This window comes from Pseudomonas sp. 8AS, assembly GCF_902506505.1.
In the GTDB taxonomy this organism is placed as follows: Bacteria; Pseudomonadota; Gammaproteobacteria; order Pseudomonadales; family Pseudomonadaceae; genus Aquipseudomonas.
Map to the genome: position 1 here is coordinate 3,942,586 of NZ_LR733406.1, position 19,305 is coordinate 3,961,890.

The window sequence follows — 19,305 nt, forward strand, 5'->3', positions numbered from 1 at the left end:
CCGATTTCAAGCCTGCTCGTCGATCGACGGCGGCGCGACGCTCGGCGCCTTGCTCACCACGACCATGGCCGGGCGCAACAGGCGGCCGCTGAGCAGATAGCCCTTCTGGAACACCTTGAGCACGGAGTTCGGCTCGACATGGGTGCTTTCTTCCATGGCCATGGCCTGGTGGTGCTCCGGATTGAACGGCGCGCCATGCGGATCGACCGCTTCCAACTGGTAACGCTTGAGGGTGTCGTGGAACAGCTTGAGGGTCAGCTCCATGCCTTCGCGCACCGGGCGGATCGACTCGTCGTTCGGGTTGGATAGCTCCAGACCGCGCTCCAGGCTGTCGACCACCGGCAGCAGGTCGTTGGCGAACTTCTCCAGGGCGAACTTGTGCGCCTTCTCGACGTCCTGCTCGGCGCGGCGGCGCACGTTCTGCAGGTCGGCGGCGATGCGCAGGGCATTATCCTGAGCCGCCGCCAGCTGTTCTTCGAGAGCTTGCACGCGAGCAGCCAGGTCTTCACCAATCACCGCTTCTGCGGCCTGGTTGTCTTGCGGGGTCTGCGTATCGAGAGTCTGTTCGTCGGCCATTAGGTCCTCCTGTTCAATGCGTGGGCAGGTCAAGGCCTGCTGCTTCTGTCGCCTATATGGGGCCCGATCACAAGGTTTCAAGGGTTATTGTCAGGACAAAACAAAACACTGTATAAATAGCCAGCACAAACTTTTAGGAGCGCTCTCCATGCTGGTGCACCTGTCCGTTCACAACTACGCCATCGTCGAACACCTGGACCTGGAGCTGGCCCGCGGCATGTCGGTGATCACCGGCGAGACCGGCGCCGGCAAGTCGATCATGCTCGACGCCCTCGGCCTGGCCCTCGGCGACCGCGCCGACAGCGGCGTGGTGCGCCCAGGCAGCGACAAGGCCGACATCCTCGCCAGCTTCGACCTGGACGACATCGCCGAAGCCCGCGCCTGGCTGGCCGAGCGCGACCTGGACAACGACGGCCCGTGCATCCTGCGCCGGGTGATCACCAGCGAAGGCCGCTCGCGCGGCTACATCAACGGCAGCCCCTGCCCCTTAAGCGACCTCAAGGCCCTGGGCGAGCTGCTGATCGATATCCACAGCCAGCACGAGCACCAGTCGCTGCTCAAGCCCGACACCCACCGCCGCCTGCTCGACGAATACGCCGGCAGCCAGGAACTGGCCCGCCAGGTGCAACTGGCCGCCCAGCGCTGGCGCCAGACCCGCCAGGAATTGCAGCGCCTGACCTCGACCAGCGACGAGCAGCGTGCCCGCCACCAGTTGCTCAGCTACCAGCTGGAGGAGCTGGAAAACCTGGCCCTCGGCGACAACGAACTGGAGCAGCTGGAGCAGGAACACAAGACCCTGAGCAACGCCGAGCACCTGCTCAGCGCCTGCCGCCAGGTGCTCGAGCTGTGCAGCGAAAGCGATGCCGGCAACGTGCTGTCGGCCCTGACTGCCAGCCTCAACCGCCTCGGCGCGTTCAGCAGCCAGCCCGGCGCATTGGGCGAAGCCAGCAACCTGCTGGCCAGCGCGCAGATCCAGGTCGAGGAAGCGGTCGGCGAACTGAACCGCTTCATCGACCACTTCGACGCCGACCCGCAGCGCCAGCAACTACTGGAAGAGCGCCTGGACACCATCTATACCCTGGCGCGCAAGCACCGTATCCAACCCACTGAGCTAGGCGAACTGCAGCAACGCCTGCTGGAAGAACTGGAAGGCCTGAACGCCGACGACCAGGCCAGCGAACGTCTCAGCGAAGAACTAGCCGCCTATGCCCGCCATTACCAGGACAAGGCCGCCGAACTGAGCCAGCTGCGCCAGCAGGCCGCCGAGCGCCTGGCCACTGCTGTGCAGGGCGAGATGCAAGGCCTGGGCATGCCCGGCGGGCGTTTCAGCATCCAGCTGCAGGCCGGCAGCGCCGAAGAGCCCCAGCCTCATGGCCTGGAGCAGGTGGAATTCCTGGTCAGCGCCAACCCCGGCCTGCCGCTGAAATCCCTGGCCAAGGTCGCCTCCGGCGGCGAGCTGTCGCGCATCAGCCTGGCGATCCAGGTGATCACCGCACAGACCTCTCGGGTGCCGACCCTGGTGTTCGACGAAGTCGACGTCGGCATCGGCGGCCCCACCGCCGAAGTGGTCGGCCAGCTGCTGCGCCGCCTCGGCGAGCGCGGCCAGGTGTTGACCGTCACCCACCTGCCGCAAGTCGCGGCCCAGGGCCACAACCACCTGTTCGTGCACAAGCAGCGCGGCAGCGAGGAGACCCGCACCGCCGTGGCCAGCCTGAACACCGCGCAGCGGGTCGAGGAAGTGGCGCGCATGCTCGGCGGGGTCGACCTCACCGAGGAATCCCTGCAGCACGCGCGCAAGATGGTCAGCAGCGCGCAGCTCTAAGATTCCAGACATGAAAAAGGCGCCCCGCGGGGCGCCTTTTCATTCGACTCGTGGCACTTACTTCTTCTTGCGCACGTACAGCACCAGGTTGTGATCGACCAGCTCGAAGCCGTGCTTCTTGACGATCTCTTTCTGCAGTTTTTCGATATCCGGATCGAAGAACTCGATGACCTCGCCGCTGTCGACGCAGACCATGTGGTCGTGGTGCCCGCCATCGGCCAGCTCGAACACGGCATGGCCGCCATCGAAGTTGTGGCGCTCGACCAGGCCGGCCGCCTCGAACTGGGTCAGTACCCGGTACACGGTGGCCAGGCCGACGTCTTCGCCCGCCTCCATCAGCGCCTTGTACACATCCTCGGCACTCATGTGGCGCTGGCCGGAAGTGGCCGAGTCGAGCATCTGCAGGATCTTCACGCGCGGCAGGGTTACTTTCAGGCCAGCTTTGCGCAGTTCGCTATTTTCAACCATGGTCGGCTTTCTCTAGGTTGCTGCTTCGCAGCTTCCGTTTATGCGGGTATGATCGGGGTTTACTTTGCCCAGCCAAGATAGTGGAAGTCACCCACCGATGCAAAACACCAAGCTCCTGCTGTCCAGCCTCACGCTCGTGGGTCTGCTCGCACTCGCCGGTTGTTCATTTCCCGGGGTTTATAAAATCGACATCCAGCAGGGCAATGTCGTAACGCAGGACATGATAGACCAGTTGAAGCCTGGAATGACCCGCCGACAAGTGCGGTTTATCATGGGCAACCCGTTGATCACCGACACCTTCCACGCCAGCCGCTGGGACTACCTGTACAGCATCCAGCCGGGTGGTCGGCAGCGCTATCAGGAGCGCGTCAGCCTGATGTTCGGCAGCGACGACCAGCTGATCGGCCTGGCCGGCGACTTCATGCCGGGCGTCAGCCGCGACCAGGAAATCCTCGGCGAAGACGGCCAGAGCGGCGTGGTCAGCCAGCCGCAGCAAAGCACCGAAGAACCGGCCAAGCCGGGCTCGCTGCTGGAACAGATCCAGCGCGAAGTGGACGCCGCCGAACCGGTCGCCGTACCGATTCCGGAGCCACTGGAAGCCACTCCGCAGTAAGCTGCGGAAAGCAAAAAGCCCGGTTTTCACCGGGCTTTTTTGTGCCTGGGCAAAAGCTACTCGCCCTGCTCGCCGGCCCGCGCCAGCGCCGCCTTGGCCGCGCGCTGCTTGCGCACCTCTTTCGGGTCGGCGATCAGCGGCCGGTAGATTTCCACCCGCTCACCCTCCTCGATGATCCGCTCCTCGGGCCTGGCCACCGCCTTGCCGAAGATCCCCAGCGGGCTGTGCGCCAAATCCAGGCCAGGGAAATGCGCATCCAGCCCGGAGCACAGGGCCACGTCGCGCACGCTGCTGCCCGCCGGCACGCTCAGGCGCAGCAGCTTCTGCTTGTCGGCCAGGGCGTACACCACCTCGACGAAGATATTCGGCTTATCCATGCAGCTGCTTGGCCCTCTGACAGAAAGCATCGACCAGGGTATTGGCCGCCTGGTTGAACAGCGGCCCGAGGGTCGCCTTGACCAGCGGCCCGGCGTAATCGAAGGTCAGGTCCAGGCTGATCTTGCAGGCCTTGTCGCCGAGGGCCTTGAACTCCCAGATGCCCTGCAGCTGCGAGAAGGGCCCCTCCTCCAGCTGCATCTCGATGGCCTGCCCTGGCACCAGGCGGTTGCGGGTCATGAAGCGCTGGCTGAGCGAGCCCTTGGCCACCGTCAGGCTGGCGCGCATCTCCGCCTCGCTGACCGCCAGCACCTCGGAGGCCGAGCACCAGGGCAGGAACTGCGGATAGCTCGCCACATCATTGACCAGATCGTACAAGGCCTGTGCCGGATAAGGCAGCAGCGCCGAACGCAGGATTCGCGTGCTCATCAGCTCTCACTTCCAGGACTGCATTGCGGCAACCCGGGCCAAACCGCCCGCGCGACCGCCAAGAAGCGCGCATTGTGCGTAATTCACCCCGCCCCCTCAAGCACAGGCTGTCGCCAGCCGCGCGCCGACTCCCTATAATGCCGCGCCTATGGCTAAACAAAAGAAACACCCCACCGGCACCATCGCGCAGAACAAGAAAGCGCTGCACGACTATTTCATCGAACACAAGTTCGAGGCCGGCCTGGCCCTGGCCGGCTGGGAAGTGAAGAGCCTGCGCGCCGGCAAGGCGCAGCTGGTCGACAGCTATGTGCTGCTCAAGGACGACGAAGCCTGGCTGATGGGCTGCCACATCACCCCGCTGAAAACCGCCAGCACCCACGTCATCGCCGACCCGATCCGCACGCGCAAGCTGCTGTTGAACAAGCGCGAGCTGGACAAGCTGTTCGGCTCGGTGCAGCAGAAGGGCTACACCTGCGTGGCCCTGTCGCTTTACTGGAAGCAGCACCTGGTCAAGTGCGAGATCGCCCTGGCCAAGGGCAAGAAGGACTTCGACAAGCGCCACACCGAGAAAGAGCGCGACGCCGACCGCGAAGTGCAGCGCGCCATGCGCACCAAGGGCAAGGACGAGTAACCCAGACGTAGGGTGCGCCGCGCGCACCTGAAAGCCCGTACAAGGTCCCGGTGCGCACGGCGCACCCTACGAACAGCCCTAAGGCTTGACCGCCACCCGCCGCTGCGCCCGTGCCAGGCGCTGCGCCTCCAGCTGCACATCCGCCAGCACTTCCTGCACATAGTCGATATGCCGGTTGGACAGGCTGCGCGCCTGCTCTGCCTGCCCGGCCATGATCGCCTCGTACAACGCCCGGTGCTGGCTGATCAGCATGCTGCGGGTTTCCTCGCGCTGGGCGTACATGCCGCCGATATTGGTCACTACGTTGCGCTTGAGCAGGTCGAACAGGCCGCGGATGGTGTGCAGCAGCACCGCGTTGTGGCTGGCCTCGGCAATCGCCAGGTGAAAGCGCGCATCGGCCGCGCCCTCCTCGGCGCGGGTCACCGTGCCGCCGCGCTCGTAGCAATCCTGTAGTGCGGCGAAGGCCTCGCTCAGGCGCTGGCGATCCGGCTCGGTGGCGCGCTGGGCGGCGTAGAAGGCGCAGGAACCTTCCAGGGTGTGGCGGAATTCCAGCAGGTCGCGCTGGGCCGCCGGGTTCTCCTCCAGCAGTTTCAGCAATGGGTCGCTGAAGGTGCTGCCGAGGGTCTCGGCGACATAGTTGCCGCCGCCCTGGCGACTGACCAGCAGGCCCTTGGCCACCAGTTTCTGGATCGCCTCGCGCAGCGACGGCCGCGACACACCGAACTGCTCGGCCAGCACCCGCTCGGCCGGCAGACGCTCGCCGACCTTGAGCGTGCCCTCGAGAATCATCGCCTCCAGCTGACTGACGATGTCATCCGACAGACGGCGCTGCTGCACCTGACCCACTGCCATAAAGCCATTCTCCACTGGTTTGACCACTTGCCCCGCTCTACCACGGCGCCTGCCGGCTAGCCTAACGAGCCCACCGGAGCCCGGCAACCAGCAGCCCTTCGACCAAAGTCTGAGACGCCGGGTTTGACAGGCGGGAAGCCTGACTTTTACTCTGGCGGCGCCTGTTTGTAAATTGGTATTACCAATTTACAAAAAGAACTTACCAACAATTCCAAGAAAGCCGTAGAGGTCACCGCCATGTCGCTCAGTTACCCATCGCTCAGCCCGCACCGTCGCCCATCCACCTGCCTGCGCCCGATGCGCCCCTGAGCGGAGAACGATCATGTCGTCCGGACTTCTCGCCTTCCTCGCTTTCTCCCCCATCCTGCTCGCCGCCGTGCTGCTGATCGGCCTGCGCTGGCCGGCCAAGCGCGCCATGCCGCTGGTCTACCTGCTCACCGCCGGCATCGGCCTGACCGTGTGGGACATGAGCTTCAACCGCATCCTCGCCTCCACCGTCCAGGGCCTGGTGATCACCGGCGGCGTGCTGTGGATCATCTTCGGCGCCATCCTGCTGCTCAACACCCTCAAGCACTCCGGCGGCATCACCGCGATCCGCGCCGGCTTCGCCACCATCAGTCCGGACCGGCGCATCCAGGCGCTGATCATCGGCTGGCTGTTCGGCTGTTTCATCGAGGGCGCCTCCGGCTTCGGTACTCCGGCGGCCATTGCCGCGCCGCTGCTGGTGGCCATCGGCTTCCCGGCGCTGGCGGCGGTGATCCTCGGCATGCTGGTGCAGAGCACGCCGGTGTCCTTCGGCGCGGTCGGCACGCCGATCCTGGTCGGACTCAACACCGGCCTGGACAGTGCCGGCATCGGTGCCCAGCTGGCCGCCCAGGGCTCCAGCTGGGAGACCTACCTGCAGCTGATCACCAGCGAAGTGGCGATCATCCATGCCACGGTCGGCACCCTGATGCCGCTGATCATGGTCCTGATGCTGACCCGCTTCTTCGGCCGCGAGAAAAGCTGGAAGGCCGGCTTCGAAGTGCTGCCCTTCGCCATTTTCGCCGGCCTGGCCTTCACTCTGCCCTATGCCGCCACCGGCGTGTTCCTCGGCCCGGAATTTCCTTCCCTGCTGGGCGGTCTGGTCGGCCTGGCCATCGTCTGCACCGCCGCCCACTTCGGCTTCCTGGTGCCGAAGAAGCACTGGGACTTCGCTCCCGCCAGCGAATGGCCGAGCGAGTGGCTGGGCAGCGTCGAGATGAAGCTCGACAGCCTCACCGTCAAGCCCATGGGCACCCTGCGCGCCTGGCTGCCCTATGTGCTGGTCGGCGCCCTGCTGGTGGTCAGCCGGGTGTTCCCGGAGGTCGGCGCCGCGCTGAAATCCGTAGTGTTGGTGTTCCCGGACATCCTCGGCGAGACCGGCATCAAGGCCGACTTCATGCCGCTGTACCTGCCCGGCGGCATCCTGGTCGCCGTGGTGCTGGCCACCTTCTTCCTGCATGGCATGAAGCTGCGCGAGCTGGGCGCGGCGGTGAAGGAGTCGACCGGCGTGCTGCTCGGCGCCGGCTTCGTCCTGCTGTTCACCGTGCCCATGGTGCGCATCCTGATCAACTCCGGAGTCAACGCCGCCGAGCTGGCCAGTATGCCGATCACCATGGCCCGCTACGTGGCCGACAGCGTTGGCGGCATCTACCCGCTGCTGGCGCCGAGCGTCGGCGCCCTGGGCGCCTTCATCGCCGGTTCCAACACGGTAAGCAACATGATGCTGGCGCAGTTCCAGTTCGGCGTGGCGCACAACCTGGGCATTTCCACTGCGCTGGTCGTCGCCGTGCAGGCCATCGGCGCGGCGGCCGGCAACATGGTCGCCATCCATAACGTGGTGGCCGCCTCGGCCACCGTCGGCCTGCTCGGCCGCGAGGGCACCACCCTGCGCAAGACCGTGTGGCCGACCCTGTACTACGTGCTGTTCACCGGCCTGATCGCCCTGTTCGCCATCTATGGCCTGGGCATCGGCGACCCGCTGATGGCCCGCTGATCCATGCCCTACGACGCCCCGGCTCCGGCCGGGGCATCGCTCTTTCGAGACTCGACGGAAGCCTACCGATGATCATCTCCGCCTCCACCGACTACCGCGAAGCCGCCCGGCGCAAGCTGCCGCCCTTCCTGTTCCACTACATCGACGGCGGCGCCTACGCCGAGCACACGCTTAAGCGCAACGTCGCCGACCTGGCCGACATCGCCCTGCGCCAGCGCGTGCTGCGCAACATGGCCGAACTGAGCCTGGAAACCGAGCTGTTCGGCGAGAAGCTGGCCATGCCGGTGGCCCTGGCCCCGGTCGGTCTGACAGGCATGTACGCCCGCCGCGGCGAAGTGCAGGCGGCCAAGGCGGCGGCGGACAAGGGCATCCCCTTCACCCTGTCCACCGTCTCGGTGTGCCCGATCGAGGAAGTCGCCCCGGCCATCGACCGGCCGATGTGGTTCCAGCTCTACGTGCTCAAGGATCGCGGCTTCATGCGCAACGCCCTGGAGCGGGCCAAGGCCGCCGGCGTCACCACCCTGGTGTTCACCGTCGACATGCCGGTGCCCGGCGCACGCTACCGCGATGCCCACTCCGGCATGAGCGGGCCGAACGCGCCGCTGCGCCGCGTGCTGCAAGCCATGACTCACCCGAGCTGGGCCTGGGACGTGGGCCTGCTGGGCAAACCCCACGATCTGGGCAATATCTCCGCCTACCGCGGCAACCCCACCGGGCTGGCCGACTACATCGGCTGGCTGGGCGAGAACTTCGACCCGTCGATCTCCTGGAAAGACCTGGAGTGGATCCGCGATTTCTGGGATGGCCCGATGGTGATCAAGGGTATCCTCGACCCCGAAGATGCCAAGGACGCGGTGAAATTCGGTGCCGACGGCATCGTCGTCTCCAACCACGGCGGCCGCCAGCTCGACGGCGTGCTGTCCAGTGCCCGCGCCCTGCCGGCGATTGCCGACGCGGTGAAAGGCGAGATCAAGATCCTCGCCGACTCGGGCATCCGCACCGGCCTCGACGTGGTGCGTATGCTCGCCCTCGGCGCCGACACGGTGATGCTCGGCCGCGCCTTCGTCTACGCCCTGGCCGCCGCCGGTGGTGCGGGCGTGAGCAACCTGCTGGAACTGATCGACAAGGAGATGCGCGTGGCCATGACCCTGACCGGGGCCAAGTCCATCGCCGAGATCAGCGCCGATTCGCTGGTGCGCGAACTGCGCCACGCCGCCTCCTGAGCCCGGAGCCATCATGAGCCTGCCCGCCGCCTTTCTCACCGCCGTCGCTCGCCTGATCCCGCGCGAGCGGCGCTTCGACGACCCGCTGTCGACCCTGGCCTTCGGCACCGACGCCAGCTTCTACCGGCTGATCCCCAAGCTGGTGATCCGCGTCGAGAGCGAGGCAGAGGTGATCGAGCTGCTCAAACTGGCCGGCGCCGAAGGCGTGCCGGTGACCTTCCGCGCCGCCGGCACCAGCCTGTCCGGCCAGGCGATTTCCGACTCGGTGCTGATCGTTCTCGGCGATCACTGGAACAGCCGAGAGGTACGTGAAAACGGCGCGCAGATCCGCCTGCAGCCGGGCGTCATCGGCGCTGCGGCCAACGCCGCACTGGCGCCCTTCCTGCGCAAGATCGGCCCGGACCCGGCCTCGATCAACGCGGCGAAGATCGGCGGCATAGTCGCCAACAACTCCAGCGGCATGTGCTGCGGCACCGCACAGAACACCTACCAGACACTGGCCGGCCTGCGCCTGGTGCTGGCCGACGGCACGGTGGTGGACAGCGAGGACGCCGCCAGCGTGGCCGCCTTCCGCCAGAGCCACGGCGAGCTGCTCGACCGCCTGGCCGAACTGGGCCGGCAGACCCGCGCCAATACCGCCCTGGCCGACAAGATTCGGCACAAGTACCGGCTGAAGAACACCACCGGTTTCTCGCTGAACGCCTTGGTCGATTTCGATGAACCGCTGGAGATCCTCAACCACTTGATGGTCGGCTCCGAAGGCACCCTCGGTTTCATCAGCGCGGTGACCTACGACACCGTGCCGGATCACCCGCACAAGGCCAGCGCGCTGATCGTCTTCCCCGATGTGGAGACCTGCTGTCAGGCCGTGCCGCTGCTCAAGCTGCAGCCGGTGTCGGCGGTGGAGCTGCTGGACCGGCGCAGCATGCGCTCGGTGGAAAACATGGCGGGCATGCCGGACTGGGTGAAAAACCTGTCGGCCAATGCCTGCGCCCTGCTGATCGAATCGCGCGCCGCCAGCCAGAGCCTGCTGCACGAGCAGCTGGCGCAGATCATGGCGGCCCTCGCGCATTTTCCGGTGGAGAAGCAGGTCGACTTCAGCGAAGACCCGGCCGTCTACAACCAGCTGTGGAAGATCCGCAAGGACACCTTCCCCGCCGTCGGCGCGGTGCGTCAGACCGGCACCACGGTGATCATCGAGGACGTGACCTTCCCGGTCGAGCGCCTGGCCGCCGGGGTCAACCGCCTGCTCGAGCTGCTGGAGAAGCACCGCTACGACGAGGCGATCCTGTTCGGCCATGCCCTGGAAGGCAACCTGCACTTCGTCTTCACCCAGGGTTTCGACGACCCGGCCCAGGTCGCCCGCTACGAAGCCTTCATGCAGGACGTCACCCAGCTGGTGGCGGTGGAGTTCGGCGGCGCGCTGAAGGCCGAGCACGGCACCGGGCGCAACATGGCGCCGTTCGTCGAGCTGGAGTGGGGCAGCGAGGCCTACCAGCTGATGTGGACGCTCAAGCGCCTGCTCGACCCGCAGGGCATCCTCAACCCGGACGTGGTGCTCAGCGAAGACCCGCAGATCCACCTGAAACACCTCAAGCCGCTGCCGGCCGCCGACGCCCTCGTCGACAAGTGCATCGAGTGCGGCTTCTGTGAGCCGGTATGCCCGTCCAACGGGCTGACCCTGACGCCGCGTCAGCGCATCGTCATCTGGCGCGATATCCAGGCGCGCAAGCGTGCCGGCATCGACACCACCGAGCTGGAGCGCGCCTACCAGCACCAGGGCCTCGACACCTGCGCCGCCACCGGCCTGTGCGCCCAGCGCTGCCCGGTGGGGATCAACACCGGCGATCTGGTGCGCCAGCTGCGCGCCGCCAGCGCCCAACACCAAGGCACCGCCACCTGGCTGGCCGGGCATTTCGCCACGGCACTGCAGGGCACGCGCCTGAGCCTGCGCCTGGCCGATGGTGCGCGCCGACTGCTCGGCGCGCCCCGCCTGGCCAAGCTCGCCCGCACGCTGCATGAGCGCGCCGGCCTGCCGCTGTGGACGCCAGCCATGCCGCAAGCGGCGCAGCCGATTCGCATCACCGCACCCAGCGCGGATGAACGTCCGCGGGTGGTCTACCTGGCCGCCTGCGTGTCGCGGGCCATGGGCCCGGCATTCGCCGACGCCGAGCAGATGCCGTTGCTCGACAAGACCCGCGCCCTGCTGGAGAAGGCCGGCTTCCAGGTGGTGTTCCCCGCCGAGCAGGACAGCCTCTGTTGCGGCCAGCCATTTGCCTCCAAGGGTTACCCCGAGCAAGCCGAGCGCAAGAGGCAGGAGCTGATCGACGCCCTGCTCAAGGCCAGCCGCGGCGGCCTCGACCCGATCTACTGCGACACCAGCCCCTGCACCCTGCGCCTGCTGCAGGACGGCCTCGACCCGCGCCTGCAACTGCACGACCCGGTGAAATTTATCCGTTTACAGCTGTTCGACCGCCTGGAGTTCACCCCGCAGGAGCAGCCGGTCGCCGTGCATGTCACCTGCAGCACCCAGCACCTGGGCGAAGCCCAGGGGCTGATCGATATCGCCAAGCGCTGTGCCAAAGAGGTGGTGATCCCCGAAGGCATCCACTGCTGCGGCTTCGCCGGCGACAAGGGCTTCACCACCCCGCAGCTCAACGCCCACGCGCTGCGCAGCCTGAAGGAGGCGGTGCAGACCTGCGACGAAGGCATCTCCACCAGCCGCACCTGCGAGATCGGCCTCAGCCATCACGCCGGCATCGACTACCACGGCCTGGTCTACCTGGTCGATCGGGTGACCCGGCGCAAACCCTGACCTCAAGGTGCGTGCCCCGGCACGCCAACTTCGGCCCCGCCCCGTGCGGGGCTTTTTTTGCCCAGGCTAATCCCACCAGGCAAGCGCCCAGCAAACACCCGCCCTGCAGATCGTTGCGCGGCTCCTATACTGCTGACACCCCCAGTCGAGGAGAGCCGTCATGCGCCGCACTGCCCTGTTTCTCGCCGCCGCCCTGCTCTGCACGCCACTGATGGCCATGCACTGCCCGCAGGAGATGGCCAAGATCGATCAACTGCTGAAAAGCGACCCACCAGCCGACCCGGCCGTGCTCGCCGAGGTCAAGCGCCTGCGCGCCGAGGGCGAAGCCCTGCACAAGGCCGGCGACCACGCCGAGTCGGTCAAGGTTCTAGAGGAGGCGCTGAACCTGCTGCAGTCCAGCGAATAAGCAGGGCCGGCTAGACCACCTGGCCAAGCAGCGACAGCGCCATCTGCCGCAGCTTCTGCAGATCCACCGGCTTGAGCAGGCAGGCCTGCGCGCCCTGCTCGCGGGCCTCGGTCATCTGCGCCTCATCGATGGCCGCGCTGACCACCAGCACCGGCACATCGACCAGCTGCGGCTGGCTGCGCATCCACTCCAGCAGCGCCAGGCCATTGCCATCCGGCAGGTCGAGATCCAGCAGCACCAGCGCCGGGGTCTGCTCGCTCAGCAATACCTTGGCCCGGCGCAGCGAGCCGGCACCCTGCACCTCGGCCATGCTGCGCAGCCCCTCCTGCAGCACGCGCAGGCAGGCCGGATGGTCCTCCACGCACAGCACCTGGGCCAACGGCTGCTCCGTGCCGTCGTCGCTCGCCTGGACGTCCGTGGCGACCGCCGGGGTCGGCGCCGCCGCGCTCGGCAAGTCGATCCAGAAGCGGCTGCCGGCGCCCGGCGAACTGCTGAAACCGATCTCGCCGTCCATCAGCGCGGCCAGCTCCTTGCACAGCACCAGGCCGATACCGGTACCGGGAATGTTCGAGCTCTCCCGACCCAGGCGCTGGAACGGCTGGAACAGCTGGCTCTGCTGCTCGGCACTGAGCCCCGGCCCGCAGTCCTCGACCCACAGCCGCACGCAACCGGGGCGCAGCTCGTAGCCCAGGCAGACCAGGCCCTGCGGCGCGTTGTACTTGAGCGCGTTGGACAGCAGGTTGAGCAGCACCTGACGCACCCGGCGGATATCGGCCAGCACATACAGCTCGCCGACCATCCCGGGCGTCACCCGCAGCTGCTGGCCGCGCTGCAGCACCTCAGGCAGCACCAGCTCGGCACAACCGCTGAGCAGCGCGCTAACCTCGACCGGCTTGAGCTGCAGGTGCTGGCGCCGGCTCTCGATGCTGGACAGGTCGAGGATATCGTCGACCAGCGAGGTCAGATGGCGGCTGGCCAGCACGATCTCCCGCGCGTACTCCAACTCCTGGGCGGCGTCCGCTCGCTCCTGCACTTCCAGCTCGATCAGCTGGGCAAAACCATGGATGGCATTGAGTGGCGTGCGCAGTTCGTGGCTCATGCTGGACAGAAAGCGGCTCTTGGCCTGGCTGGCGGCCTGCGCCTCCAGGCTGGCGCGACGCAATTCCTCCTGGACCAGCTTGAGGCCGGTGATGTCGACATGCGTACCGGCCGCCCGCACCGCGCGCCCCTGGCCGTCACGCTCGATGACCTTGCCGCGGCTGAGCAGCCAGACGTACTGGCCCTGGGCGTCGGCATAGCGGTACTCGGCCTCGAAGAAGTCCTCGCGGGCGTCGTCCGCCATGCTCAGGCGCAACTGACGGATGCGCGGCAAGTCATCCGGATGCGCGCGCTGGTTGAACTCGGCGAACGGCATGCAGCTGTCGCGCAGGCCGAAGCGTTTGACGAAGCGCTCGCTGACGCAAATGCTCAGGCTCATCGCCTCGACTTCCCAGAGGCTTTCCGTGGTGCTTTCCAGCACCAGCTCCAGAGTGCGCTGCACCTCGAGCCGGCGCGACTCGCTGGCCCGCAGCTGCTCACCGGCATAGCGCACTTCCTGGGCCATGTCGGCCAGCTCGCTGATCCCCGTGGGCGGCACTTCCGAGGCCCGCTCGCCGTGCGCCAGGCGCCGCATCATCCCGACGATGCCGGCCAGCGGCGTGGCCAGCTGGTTGCTCAACTGCCGCGAGCGCAGCCACATCCAGCTGCCGAACAGCAGGTAGAAGAACAGCAGCCCGGCGATCAGCAGGTAGCCGATCTGCTGGTACTGCTCGGCCAGGCTGTTGGTCTCGCGGAAGATGTTGGCCTCGTCCACCACCAGCAGCAGACGCCAGCCGGTCTGCGGGATCTCGCTCCAGGCCATCAACTGGCTGCGCCCGCCCAGCTGCACCTCCTCGACGCCATGCCGGGCCTGCGCCATGGCCGCGACCAGCGGCTGCAGGCCGGCCTGGCGATCCAGCTTGAAATCGGCCGGCTTGAGCACTTCGCGCCGGACCGCTTCGGCATAGGAGTACTGGGTCAGCTCGCGCAAGCCGAAATCGTGCTCGGCCGCCGCCGGCAGCGCCATGATGCCGTTGTCCCGGCTGACCAGCAGCGCATAGCCCTGCCAGGGCACCTGCAGGTTGCCGATCTCGGCGAGCATCTGCCCCACCGTCACGTCCAGCCCCACCACGCCCTCGAGGAAATCACCGCGATACACCGGAGCGATCGCCGACATCATCCAGCCGAGGCCGGCCGGGTCCAGGTAGACATCGGCCCACACCGTCTTGCGCTGCGGGTTGTGCCTGGCATCGGCGAGGTAATAGAAGTTGTAGTCCGGGATGACCATGTCATGCGGATACTGCTCGGGCGTCATGAAGAACGGGTAGATGCGGTTGTAGCTGTCCCAGCTGTTGAAATACACCGCCGCCACCAGCGGGTCGGCACCCTTGATCGAACGCATCAGCGGATCGACCCGCGACAGGCGCAGGGCCTTGTCGCGGTCCTGACGCTGCGGCGCAGTGCTGTTGGCATAGAAGGACGCGGCGCGGCCGTCATCGCTACGGCTGTAGAACACCCCGTCCGGAGTCTGCGCATGGCGCGCCCGCTCCAGCGCGTCCGGCTCGAAACGCTTGTCCTGCAGGGCCTCGCCAACCGCATCGCGGAAAATGCTGACCTGCGACTCGATGGCCTTGAGCCGGCTGTCGATCACCTGCCCCTCGCGCTGCGCCGCGCTGGCCAGATCCTGCAGTGCACTGTTCTGCAGGTAACCGACCTGGGACTCGCGGATCGACTCGTTGGTGTACAGGTAGACGCCGATCAGCACCGACTCCACCAGAACCAGGGGAATCAGCGCACTCTGCAGGAAGGCCTGCCAGATCCAGCGACGCAAAGGTTTGTGCGGTGCAGGCGGCATGCCGGCGCTCCAGGCAATCGAAACAGAGGAATGATGGCACATGGCAGCGCCAGGGCCAGCCGCCCCGGCGACAAACCCGCGAGCATTCTAAAGCCAGATGAGCGGTCGACGCTGCGGAACCTTTGCCGTAGACTAGCGGTCCTACTGCGGTAGGAAGGTTTTGGGGCCGATTAGGATTCGACGCCGGTAACAAAACTTGAGGGGCATGCCGAGTTGGTAACAGAACTCGTAAATCCACTGTTGCAAACTTATAGTTGCCAACGACGACAACTACGCTCTAGCCGCCTAAGTGCCGCTAGCTGTCCATAGGGGATGCCTGTAAACCCGAAGATTCTGGACAGTCAGATAGAACAGGATCGCCGCCAAACTCGCTGCAGGTGTAACGGCTAAAACTTATGCAGCTCGCTCCAAGCACCCTGCCACTCGGGTCGCGCGGAGTTAACTCAATAGAGATGGCTACGCATGTAGAACCGATAGCGGCGAACTGGCGGACGGGGGTTCAAATCCCCCCGGCTCCACCAAATGCAAGTTTCCACATGTTCCCACATGACCGGAAACACCCCTGTAAAGCCCGCCCTGTGCGGGCTTTCTTGTTTCTGCACGCCCCCAGCGCCCCACACATCATTACCCTTCGGGTATCCCCCTGTGTATCCATTGGAAAACCTTGAACCAAAGGGATACAGGCATGAGGCGCAGCGAGATCAGACGCCTATGGCCGATACCGTACTCGCCAGCCTGGAACCAGAGCGAAGCAGTGCAGGAGCCGGATGGCGACGGGCTGTATTGGCGCGCGCAACCGGACGGTTCGAAGCCCTGGCCGTTGCGCGACCAGAAGGCGGATGGGGAATGGCTGGGGTTGGCCGAGCGTGGCAACCAGGAGAGCGGCGCGCTAATCCGCTACCTGTTCAATTCGTAGGTGCACATATTGACCGTGGTGGCCAGGTTCAGCGATTCGATGGCGCCGCAGCCAGGAATGGTGAAAGGCTGGGCGCCCAGCGCGTTCAGTTGCTCGCGCGGTACGCCGCGCGCCTCGTTGCCGAACAGGTAGCAGTCGAAGGCGTTGAAGCGGGCCGACTGTACCGGCTCGCCCTGCATGTCCAGGCAGGCGATGCGCGCAAAGCGCGGGCGCAGGGCATCCAGCTCCACATCCAGCTCCATGGGGGTGTGGAAAATGGCCCCCATGCTGGAGCGCACCACCTTGGGGTTGTATGGGTCGACGCTGCCGGGGCTGAGCAGGCAGCGGAACCCGCCGAACCAGGCCAGGGTGCGCAGGATGGTGCCGAGGTTGCCCGGGTCCTGGATCTCGTGCAGGTAGATGGCCCGCTCGCCCGGAGCTGCAGCCACCGGAGCCAGCGCCGCCATCGGTACCACGGCGAGGATGCCTTGCGGCGTCTGGGTGTCGGCGATCTGCGCCATCTGCCGGTCGCTGATCACCTGAGTCTTGAACGGGCTCTGCCAGTGCTCGTGGGCGGCGGTCACATACAGCTGGCTGCCCAGCAGCGCGGGGTTGTGCACGGCGGCCTTCTGCAGCTCCTGCAACAGGTGCTCGCCTTCCACCAGAAAATGGCCGAACTCGGCGCGGTACTTCTTCTGCTGCAGTTTCTTGATGTCGTCGAGTTTCATCGCTGCGCTTCTCAGTGACGCTGCTCGGACAACATCGCCTTGGCCAGCGCCTCGGCGACCTTGATGCCGTCCACGCCCGCCGAGAGGATGCCGCCGGCGTAACCGGCGCCTTCGCCGGCCGGGTACAGGCCTTTGAGGTTGAGGCTTTGCAGGGTCTCGTTGTCACGGGTGATGCGCACCGGCGAGCTGGTGCGGGTCTCGATGCCGGTCAGCACCGCGTCATCACGGTCGAAACCGCGGATCTGCTTGCCGAAGGCCGGCAGCGCCTCGCGGATGGCCTCGATGGCATAGGCCGGCAGCGAGGGCGCCAGGTCGCCCAGGCGCACGCCGGGCTTGTAGGAAGGCTCCACCTCGCCCAGTTCGCTCGATGGCACGCCGCGAATGAAGTCGCCCACCAGCTGCGCCGGCGCGCAGTAATCGCTGCCGCCCAGTTCATAGGCGCGCGATTCCAGACGTTCCTGCAGTTCCACGCCGGCCAGCGGGCCGCCGGGGAAATCCTGCTCCGGGTGGATGCCGACGACGATGCCGGAGTTGGCGTTGCGCTCGTTGCGCGAGTACTGGCTCATGCCGTTGGTCACCACGCGGCCCGGCTCGGAGGTGGCCGCCACCACGGTGCCGCCCGGGCACATGCAGAAGCTGTAGACCGCGCGGCCGTTCTTGGCGTGGTGCACCAGCTTGTAGTCGGCGGCGCCCAGTTCCGGGTGGCCGGCGTACTTGCCCAGGCGCGCCTGGTCGATCAGGCCTTGCGGGTGCTCGATGCGGAAACCCACGGCAAAGGGCTTGGCCTCGATGAACACGCCCTGGCGGTGCAGCATGCGGAAGGTGTCGCGCGAGCTGTGGCCCAGCGCCAGCACCACATGGCGGCTGCGCAGGGTCTCGCCGCTGGCCAGCACCACGCCTTCGAGCTGGCCGTCATTGATCAGCAGATCGGTCACCTTGCTCTCGAAGCGCACCTCGCCGCCCAGGGCGATGATCTCCTCGCGCATGGCGGCGACCACGCCGGTGAGGCGGAAGGTGCCGATGTGCGGCTTGCTCACGTACATGATCTCTTCCGGCGCGCCGGCACGGACGAACTCGTGCATCACCTTGCGGCCGTAGAACTTCGGATCCTTGATCTGGCTGTACAGCTTGCCGTCGGAGAACAGCCCGGCACCGCCCTCGCCGAACTGCACGTTGGACTCCGGGGTCAGGGTTTTCTTGCGCCACAGCGCCCAGGTGTCCTTGGTACGGCTGCGCACATCCTTGCCGCGCTCCAGCACGATTGGCCTGAAGCCCATCTGCGCCAGCAGCAGCGCGGCGAACAGGCCACAGGGGCCGAAACCCACCACCAGTGGCCGCTCGTCCAGATTGGCTGGTGCCTGGCCGACCGGGTAGTAGCGGGTATCCGGGGCCGGGCGAATATGCTGATCACCAGCCAGGCGCGCCAGGATCGCCGCCTCGTCGCGGGCCTCCAGATCGATGATGTAGATGAACAGGATGACGCTGTTCTTCTTGCGCGCATCGTAGCTGCGCTTGTACACGCTGAAGCTCAGCAGGTCGGCGTCGGCAATGCCCAGGCGTCGGACTATGGCCGCGCGCAGTTCATCGGCGCTGTGGTCGAGGGGCAGGGACAGTTCGTTGATGCGAATCATGGCGGTAATCCTGGCCGGTGACTCCGGCAAAGGAAGCAACTGAGGAAGGGGAAAGGCGCAATTGTAGCCGCCGCGGCCCGCCGCTGTCAGGCTTGCTCTTGCGGTGGCAGCAGGTGGCGGGGCGTGCCTTGGGCCACGGATTTAGCCTGTGTCGGATTATCGGCTTATAATCGCTGCCACTTTGCGACCAGCAGCTGCCCCGCTGCCCCATACACTGGTTCGCTTCCCCCCTGATTTTCCGTGGTTGGCTCCCCCATGAAACGCTCCAAAAGCAGCAGCCGCTGGCTGAACGAACACGTCAACGACCCTTATGTCAAACGGGCGCAAAAAGACGGCCTGCGCTCGCGCGCCAGCTACAAGCTGATGGAGCTGAACGAGAAGGACAAGCTGATCCGCCCCGGCATGCTGCTCATGGACCTGGGCTCGGCACCCGGCGGCTGGTCGCAGGTGGCCGGCAGGATCGTGGGCGAGAAGGGGCGGGTCATCGCCAGCGACATCCTGCCGATGGACCCGCTGGATAATGTCGACTTCATCCAGGGCGACTTCACCGACGACGGCGTGTTCCAGCAGATCCTCGCCAAGCTCGACGGCCGCCAGCCCGACCTGATCGTCTCCGACATCGCGCCCAATATCAGTGGCGTCGCCGCCGCCGACCAGGCCTCTTCGATGTATCTGGTCGAGCTGGTTCTCGATATGGTGCGGCAAGTGCTCAAGCCCGGTGGCAACTTCGTGGCCAAGGTCTTCCAGGGCGAGGGCTCCGACGAGTTTCTCAAGGATGTGCGCAGCTCATTCGAGAAGGTGGTGATCCGCAAACCAGAGGCATCGCGGCCGCGCTCGCGGGAGGTGTATCTGGTGGCCAAGGGCTTCAAGGGCTGAGGCGCCGCCTTCGGGC

Annotated in this window: 17 protein-coding genes and 1 other RNA gene; 10 read left to right on the plus strand and 8 right to left on the minus strand. The window is 66.2% G+C overall.

Annotated features, from left to right (window positions below):
* Positions 1 to 6: 6 nt before the first annotated feature.
* Entirely contained in the window at positions 7 to 576 is a 570-nt protein-coding gene (grpE, locus tag GV001_RS18475; protein WP_160082535.1) for a nucleotide exchange factor GrpE, read from the minus strand.
* A gap of 148 nt (positions 577 to 724) precedes the next feature.
* Here grpE and recN point away from each other — a divergent pair, with 148 nt between their 5' ends.
* Positions 725 to 2,398: a DNA repair protein RecN gene (recN, locus tag GV001_RS18480; RefSeq protein ID WP_160082537.1), complete on the plus strand. Its 1,674-nt coding sequence runs from the start codon at positions 725 to 727 to the stop codon at positions 2,396 to 2,398.
* Between the two features lie 57 nt (positions 2,399 to 2,455).
* Here recN and fur read toward each other — a convergent pair whose 3' ends face one another.
* Positions 2,456 to 2,866 carry a ferric iron uptake transcriptional regulator gene (gene fur, locus GV001_RS18485; RefSeq protein ID WP_160082539.1) on the minus strand — a complete coding sequence of 137 codons (411 nt, stop codon included), beginning with the start codon at positions 2,864 to 2,866 and terminating at the stop codon, positions 2,456 to 2,458.
* A gap of 97 nt (positions 2,867 to 2,963) precedes the next feature.
* Between fur and GV001_RS18490 the strand changes: the two genes are divergently transcribed.
* Positions 2,964 to 3,479 carry an outer membrane protein assembly factor BamE gene (locus GV001_RS18490; protein WP_160082541.1) on the plus strand — a complete coding sequence of 172 codons (516 nt, stop codon included), beginning with the start codon at positions 2,964 to 2,966 and terminating at the stop codon, positions 3,477 to 3,479.
* 56 nt (positions 3,480 to 3,535) lie between these two features.
* Here GV001_RS18490 and GV001_RS18495 read toward each other — a convergent pair whose 3' ends face one another.
* Together GV001_RS18495 and GV001_RS18500 are read right to left on the minus strand one after the other, a co-directional pair.
* On the minus strand, positions 3,536 to 3,856 hold the full coding sequence (locus GV001_RS18495) for an RnfH family protein (RefSeq protein ID WP_160082543.1): 321 nt from the start codon (positions 3,854 to 3,856) through the stop codon (positions 3,536 to 3,538).
* Positions 3,849 to 4,283: a type II toxin-antitoxin system RatA family toxin gene (locus GV001_RS18500; RefSeq protein WP_160082545.1), complete on the minus strand. Its 435-nt coding sequence runs from the start codon at positions 4,281 to 4,283 to the stop codon at positions 3,849 to 3,851. Before GV001_RS18500 ends, GV001_RS18495 begins: the two co-directional genes overlap by 8 nt.
* A 148-nt stretch (positions 4,284 to 4,431) precedes the next feature.
* Here GV001_RS18500 and smpB point away from each other — a divergent pair, with 148 nt between their 5' ends.
* Positions 4,432 to 4,914: an SsrA-binding protein SmpB gene (gene smpB, locus GV001_RS18505; protein ID WP_160082547.1), complete on the plus strand. Its 483-nt coding sequence runs from the start codon at positions 4,432 to 4,434 to the stop codon at positions 4,912 to 4,914.
* A gap of 78 nt (positions 4,915 to 4,992) precedes the next feature.
* Here smpB and GV001_RS18510 read toward each other — a convergent pair whose 3' ends face one another.
* A complete protein-coding gene (locus GV001_RS18510) occupies positions 4,993 to 5,766 on the minus strand; it encodes an FCD domain-containing protein (protein WP_160082549.1) in 774 nt (257 codons plus the stop codon).
* A gap of 322 nt (positions 5,767 to 6,088) precedes the next feature.
* Between GV001_RS18510 and GV001_RS18515 the strand changes: the two genes are divergently transcribed.
* The 4 genes from GV001_RS18515 to GV001_RS18530 all read left to right on the plus strand — a co-directional run bounded on the left by GV001_RS18515 (position 6,089) and on the right by GV001_RS18530 (position 12,227).
* A complete protein-coding gene (locus GV001_RS18515; protein WP_160082551.1) occupies positions 6,089 to 7,783 on the plus strand; it encodes an L-lactate permease in 1,695 nt (564 codons plus the stop codon).
* Between the two features lie 68 nt (positions 7,784 to 7,851).
* Positions 7,852 to 9,006, plus strand: coding sequence for an FMN-dependent L-lactate dehydrogenase LldD (gene lldD, locus GV001_RS18520; RefSeq protein ID WP_160082553.1), 1,155 nt, complete (start codon positions 7,852 to 7,854; stop codon positions 9,004 to 9,006).
* A gap of 13 nt (positions 9,007 to 9,019) precedes the next feature.
* On the plus strand, positions 9,020 to 11,821 hold the full coding sequence (locus tag GV001_RS18525; RefSeq protein WP_160082555.1) for an FAD-binding and (Fe-S)-binding domain-containing protein: 2,802 nt from the start codon (positions 9,020 to 9,022) through the stop codon (positions 11,819 to 11,821).
* Positions 11,822 to 11,981: 160 nt separating this feature from the next.
* A complete protein-coding gene (locus tag GV001_RS18530; protein ID WP_160082557.1) occupies positions 11,982 to 12,227 on the plus strand; it encodes a hypothetical protein in 246 nt (81 codons plus the stop codon).
* 10 nt (positions 12,228 to 12,237) lie between these two features.
* On the opposite strand, the gene GV001_RS18535 is transcribed toward GV001_RS18530, so the two are convergent.
* A complete protein-coding gene (locus tag GV001_RS18535; RefSeq protein ID WP_160082559.1) occupies positions 12,238 to 15,159 on the minus strand; it encodes an ATP-binding protein in 2,922 nt (973 codons plus the stop codon).
* 162 nt (positions 15,160 to 15,321) lie between these two features.
* On the opposite strand from GV001_RS18535, the gene ssrA reads away from it, so the two are divergent.
* Together ssrA and GV001_RS18545 are read left to right on the plus strand one after the other, a co-directional pair.
* Positions 15,322 to 15,680: a transfer-messenger RNA gene (ssrA, locus tag GV001_RS18540) on the plus strand.
* A 164-nt stretch (positions 15,681 to 15,844) separates the two neighbouring features.
* Positions 15,845 to 16,075 carry a hypothetical protein gene (locus GV001_RS18545; RefSeq protein WP_160082561.1) on the plus strand — a complete coding sequence of 77 codons (231 nt, stop codon included), beginning with the start codon at positions 15,845 to 15,847 and terminating at the stop codon, positions 16,073 to 16,075.
* Here the strand turns inward: GV001_RS18545 and GV001_RS18550 are convergent.
* Positions 16,057 to 16,782 carry an RNA methyltransferase gene (locus GV001_RS18550; RefSeq protein ID WP_160082563.1) on the minus strand — a complete coding sequence of 242 codons (726 nt, stop codon included), beginning with the start codon at positions 16,780 to 16,782 and terminating at the stop codon, positions 16,057 to 16,059. The two genes, GV001_RS18545 and GV001_RS18550, sit on opposite strands and share 19 nt — an antisense overlap.
* Positions 16,783 to 16,793: 11 nt before the next feature.
* Complete coding sequence (locus tag GV001_RS18555; RefSeq protein WP_160082565.1) at positions 16,794 to 18,413, minus strand: NAD(P)/FAD-dependent oxidoreductase; 1,620 nt, start codon at positions 18,411 to 18,413, stop codon at positions 16,794 to 16,796.
* A gap of 255 nt (positions 18,414 to 18,668) precedes the next feature.
* Here GV001_RS18555 and rlmE point away from each other — a divergent pair, with 255 nt between their 5' ends.
* The gene (gene rlmE / locus GV001_RS18560; protein ID WP_160082567.1) at positions 18,669 to 19,289 is read left to right on the plus strand and encodes a 23S rRNA (uridine(2552)-2'-O)-methyltransferase RlmE; all 621 of its coding nucleotides are present in this window, start codon (positions 18,669 to 18,671) and stop codon (positions 19,287 to 19,289) included.
* Positions 19,290 to 19,305 lie beyond the last annotated feature (16 nt).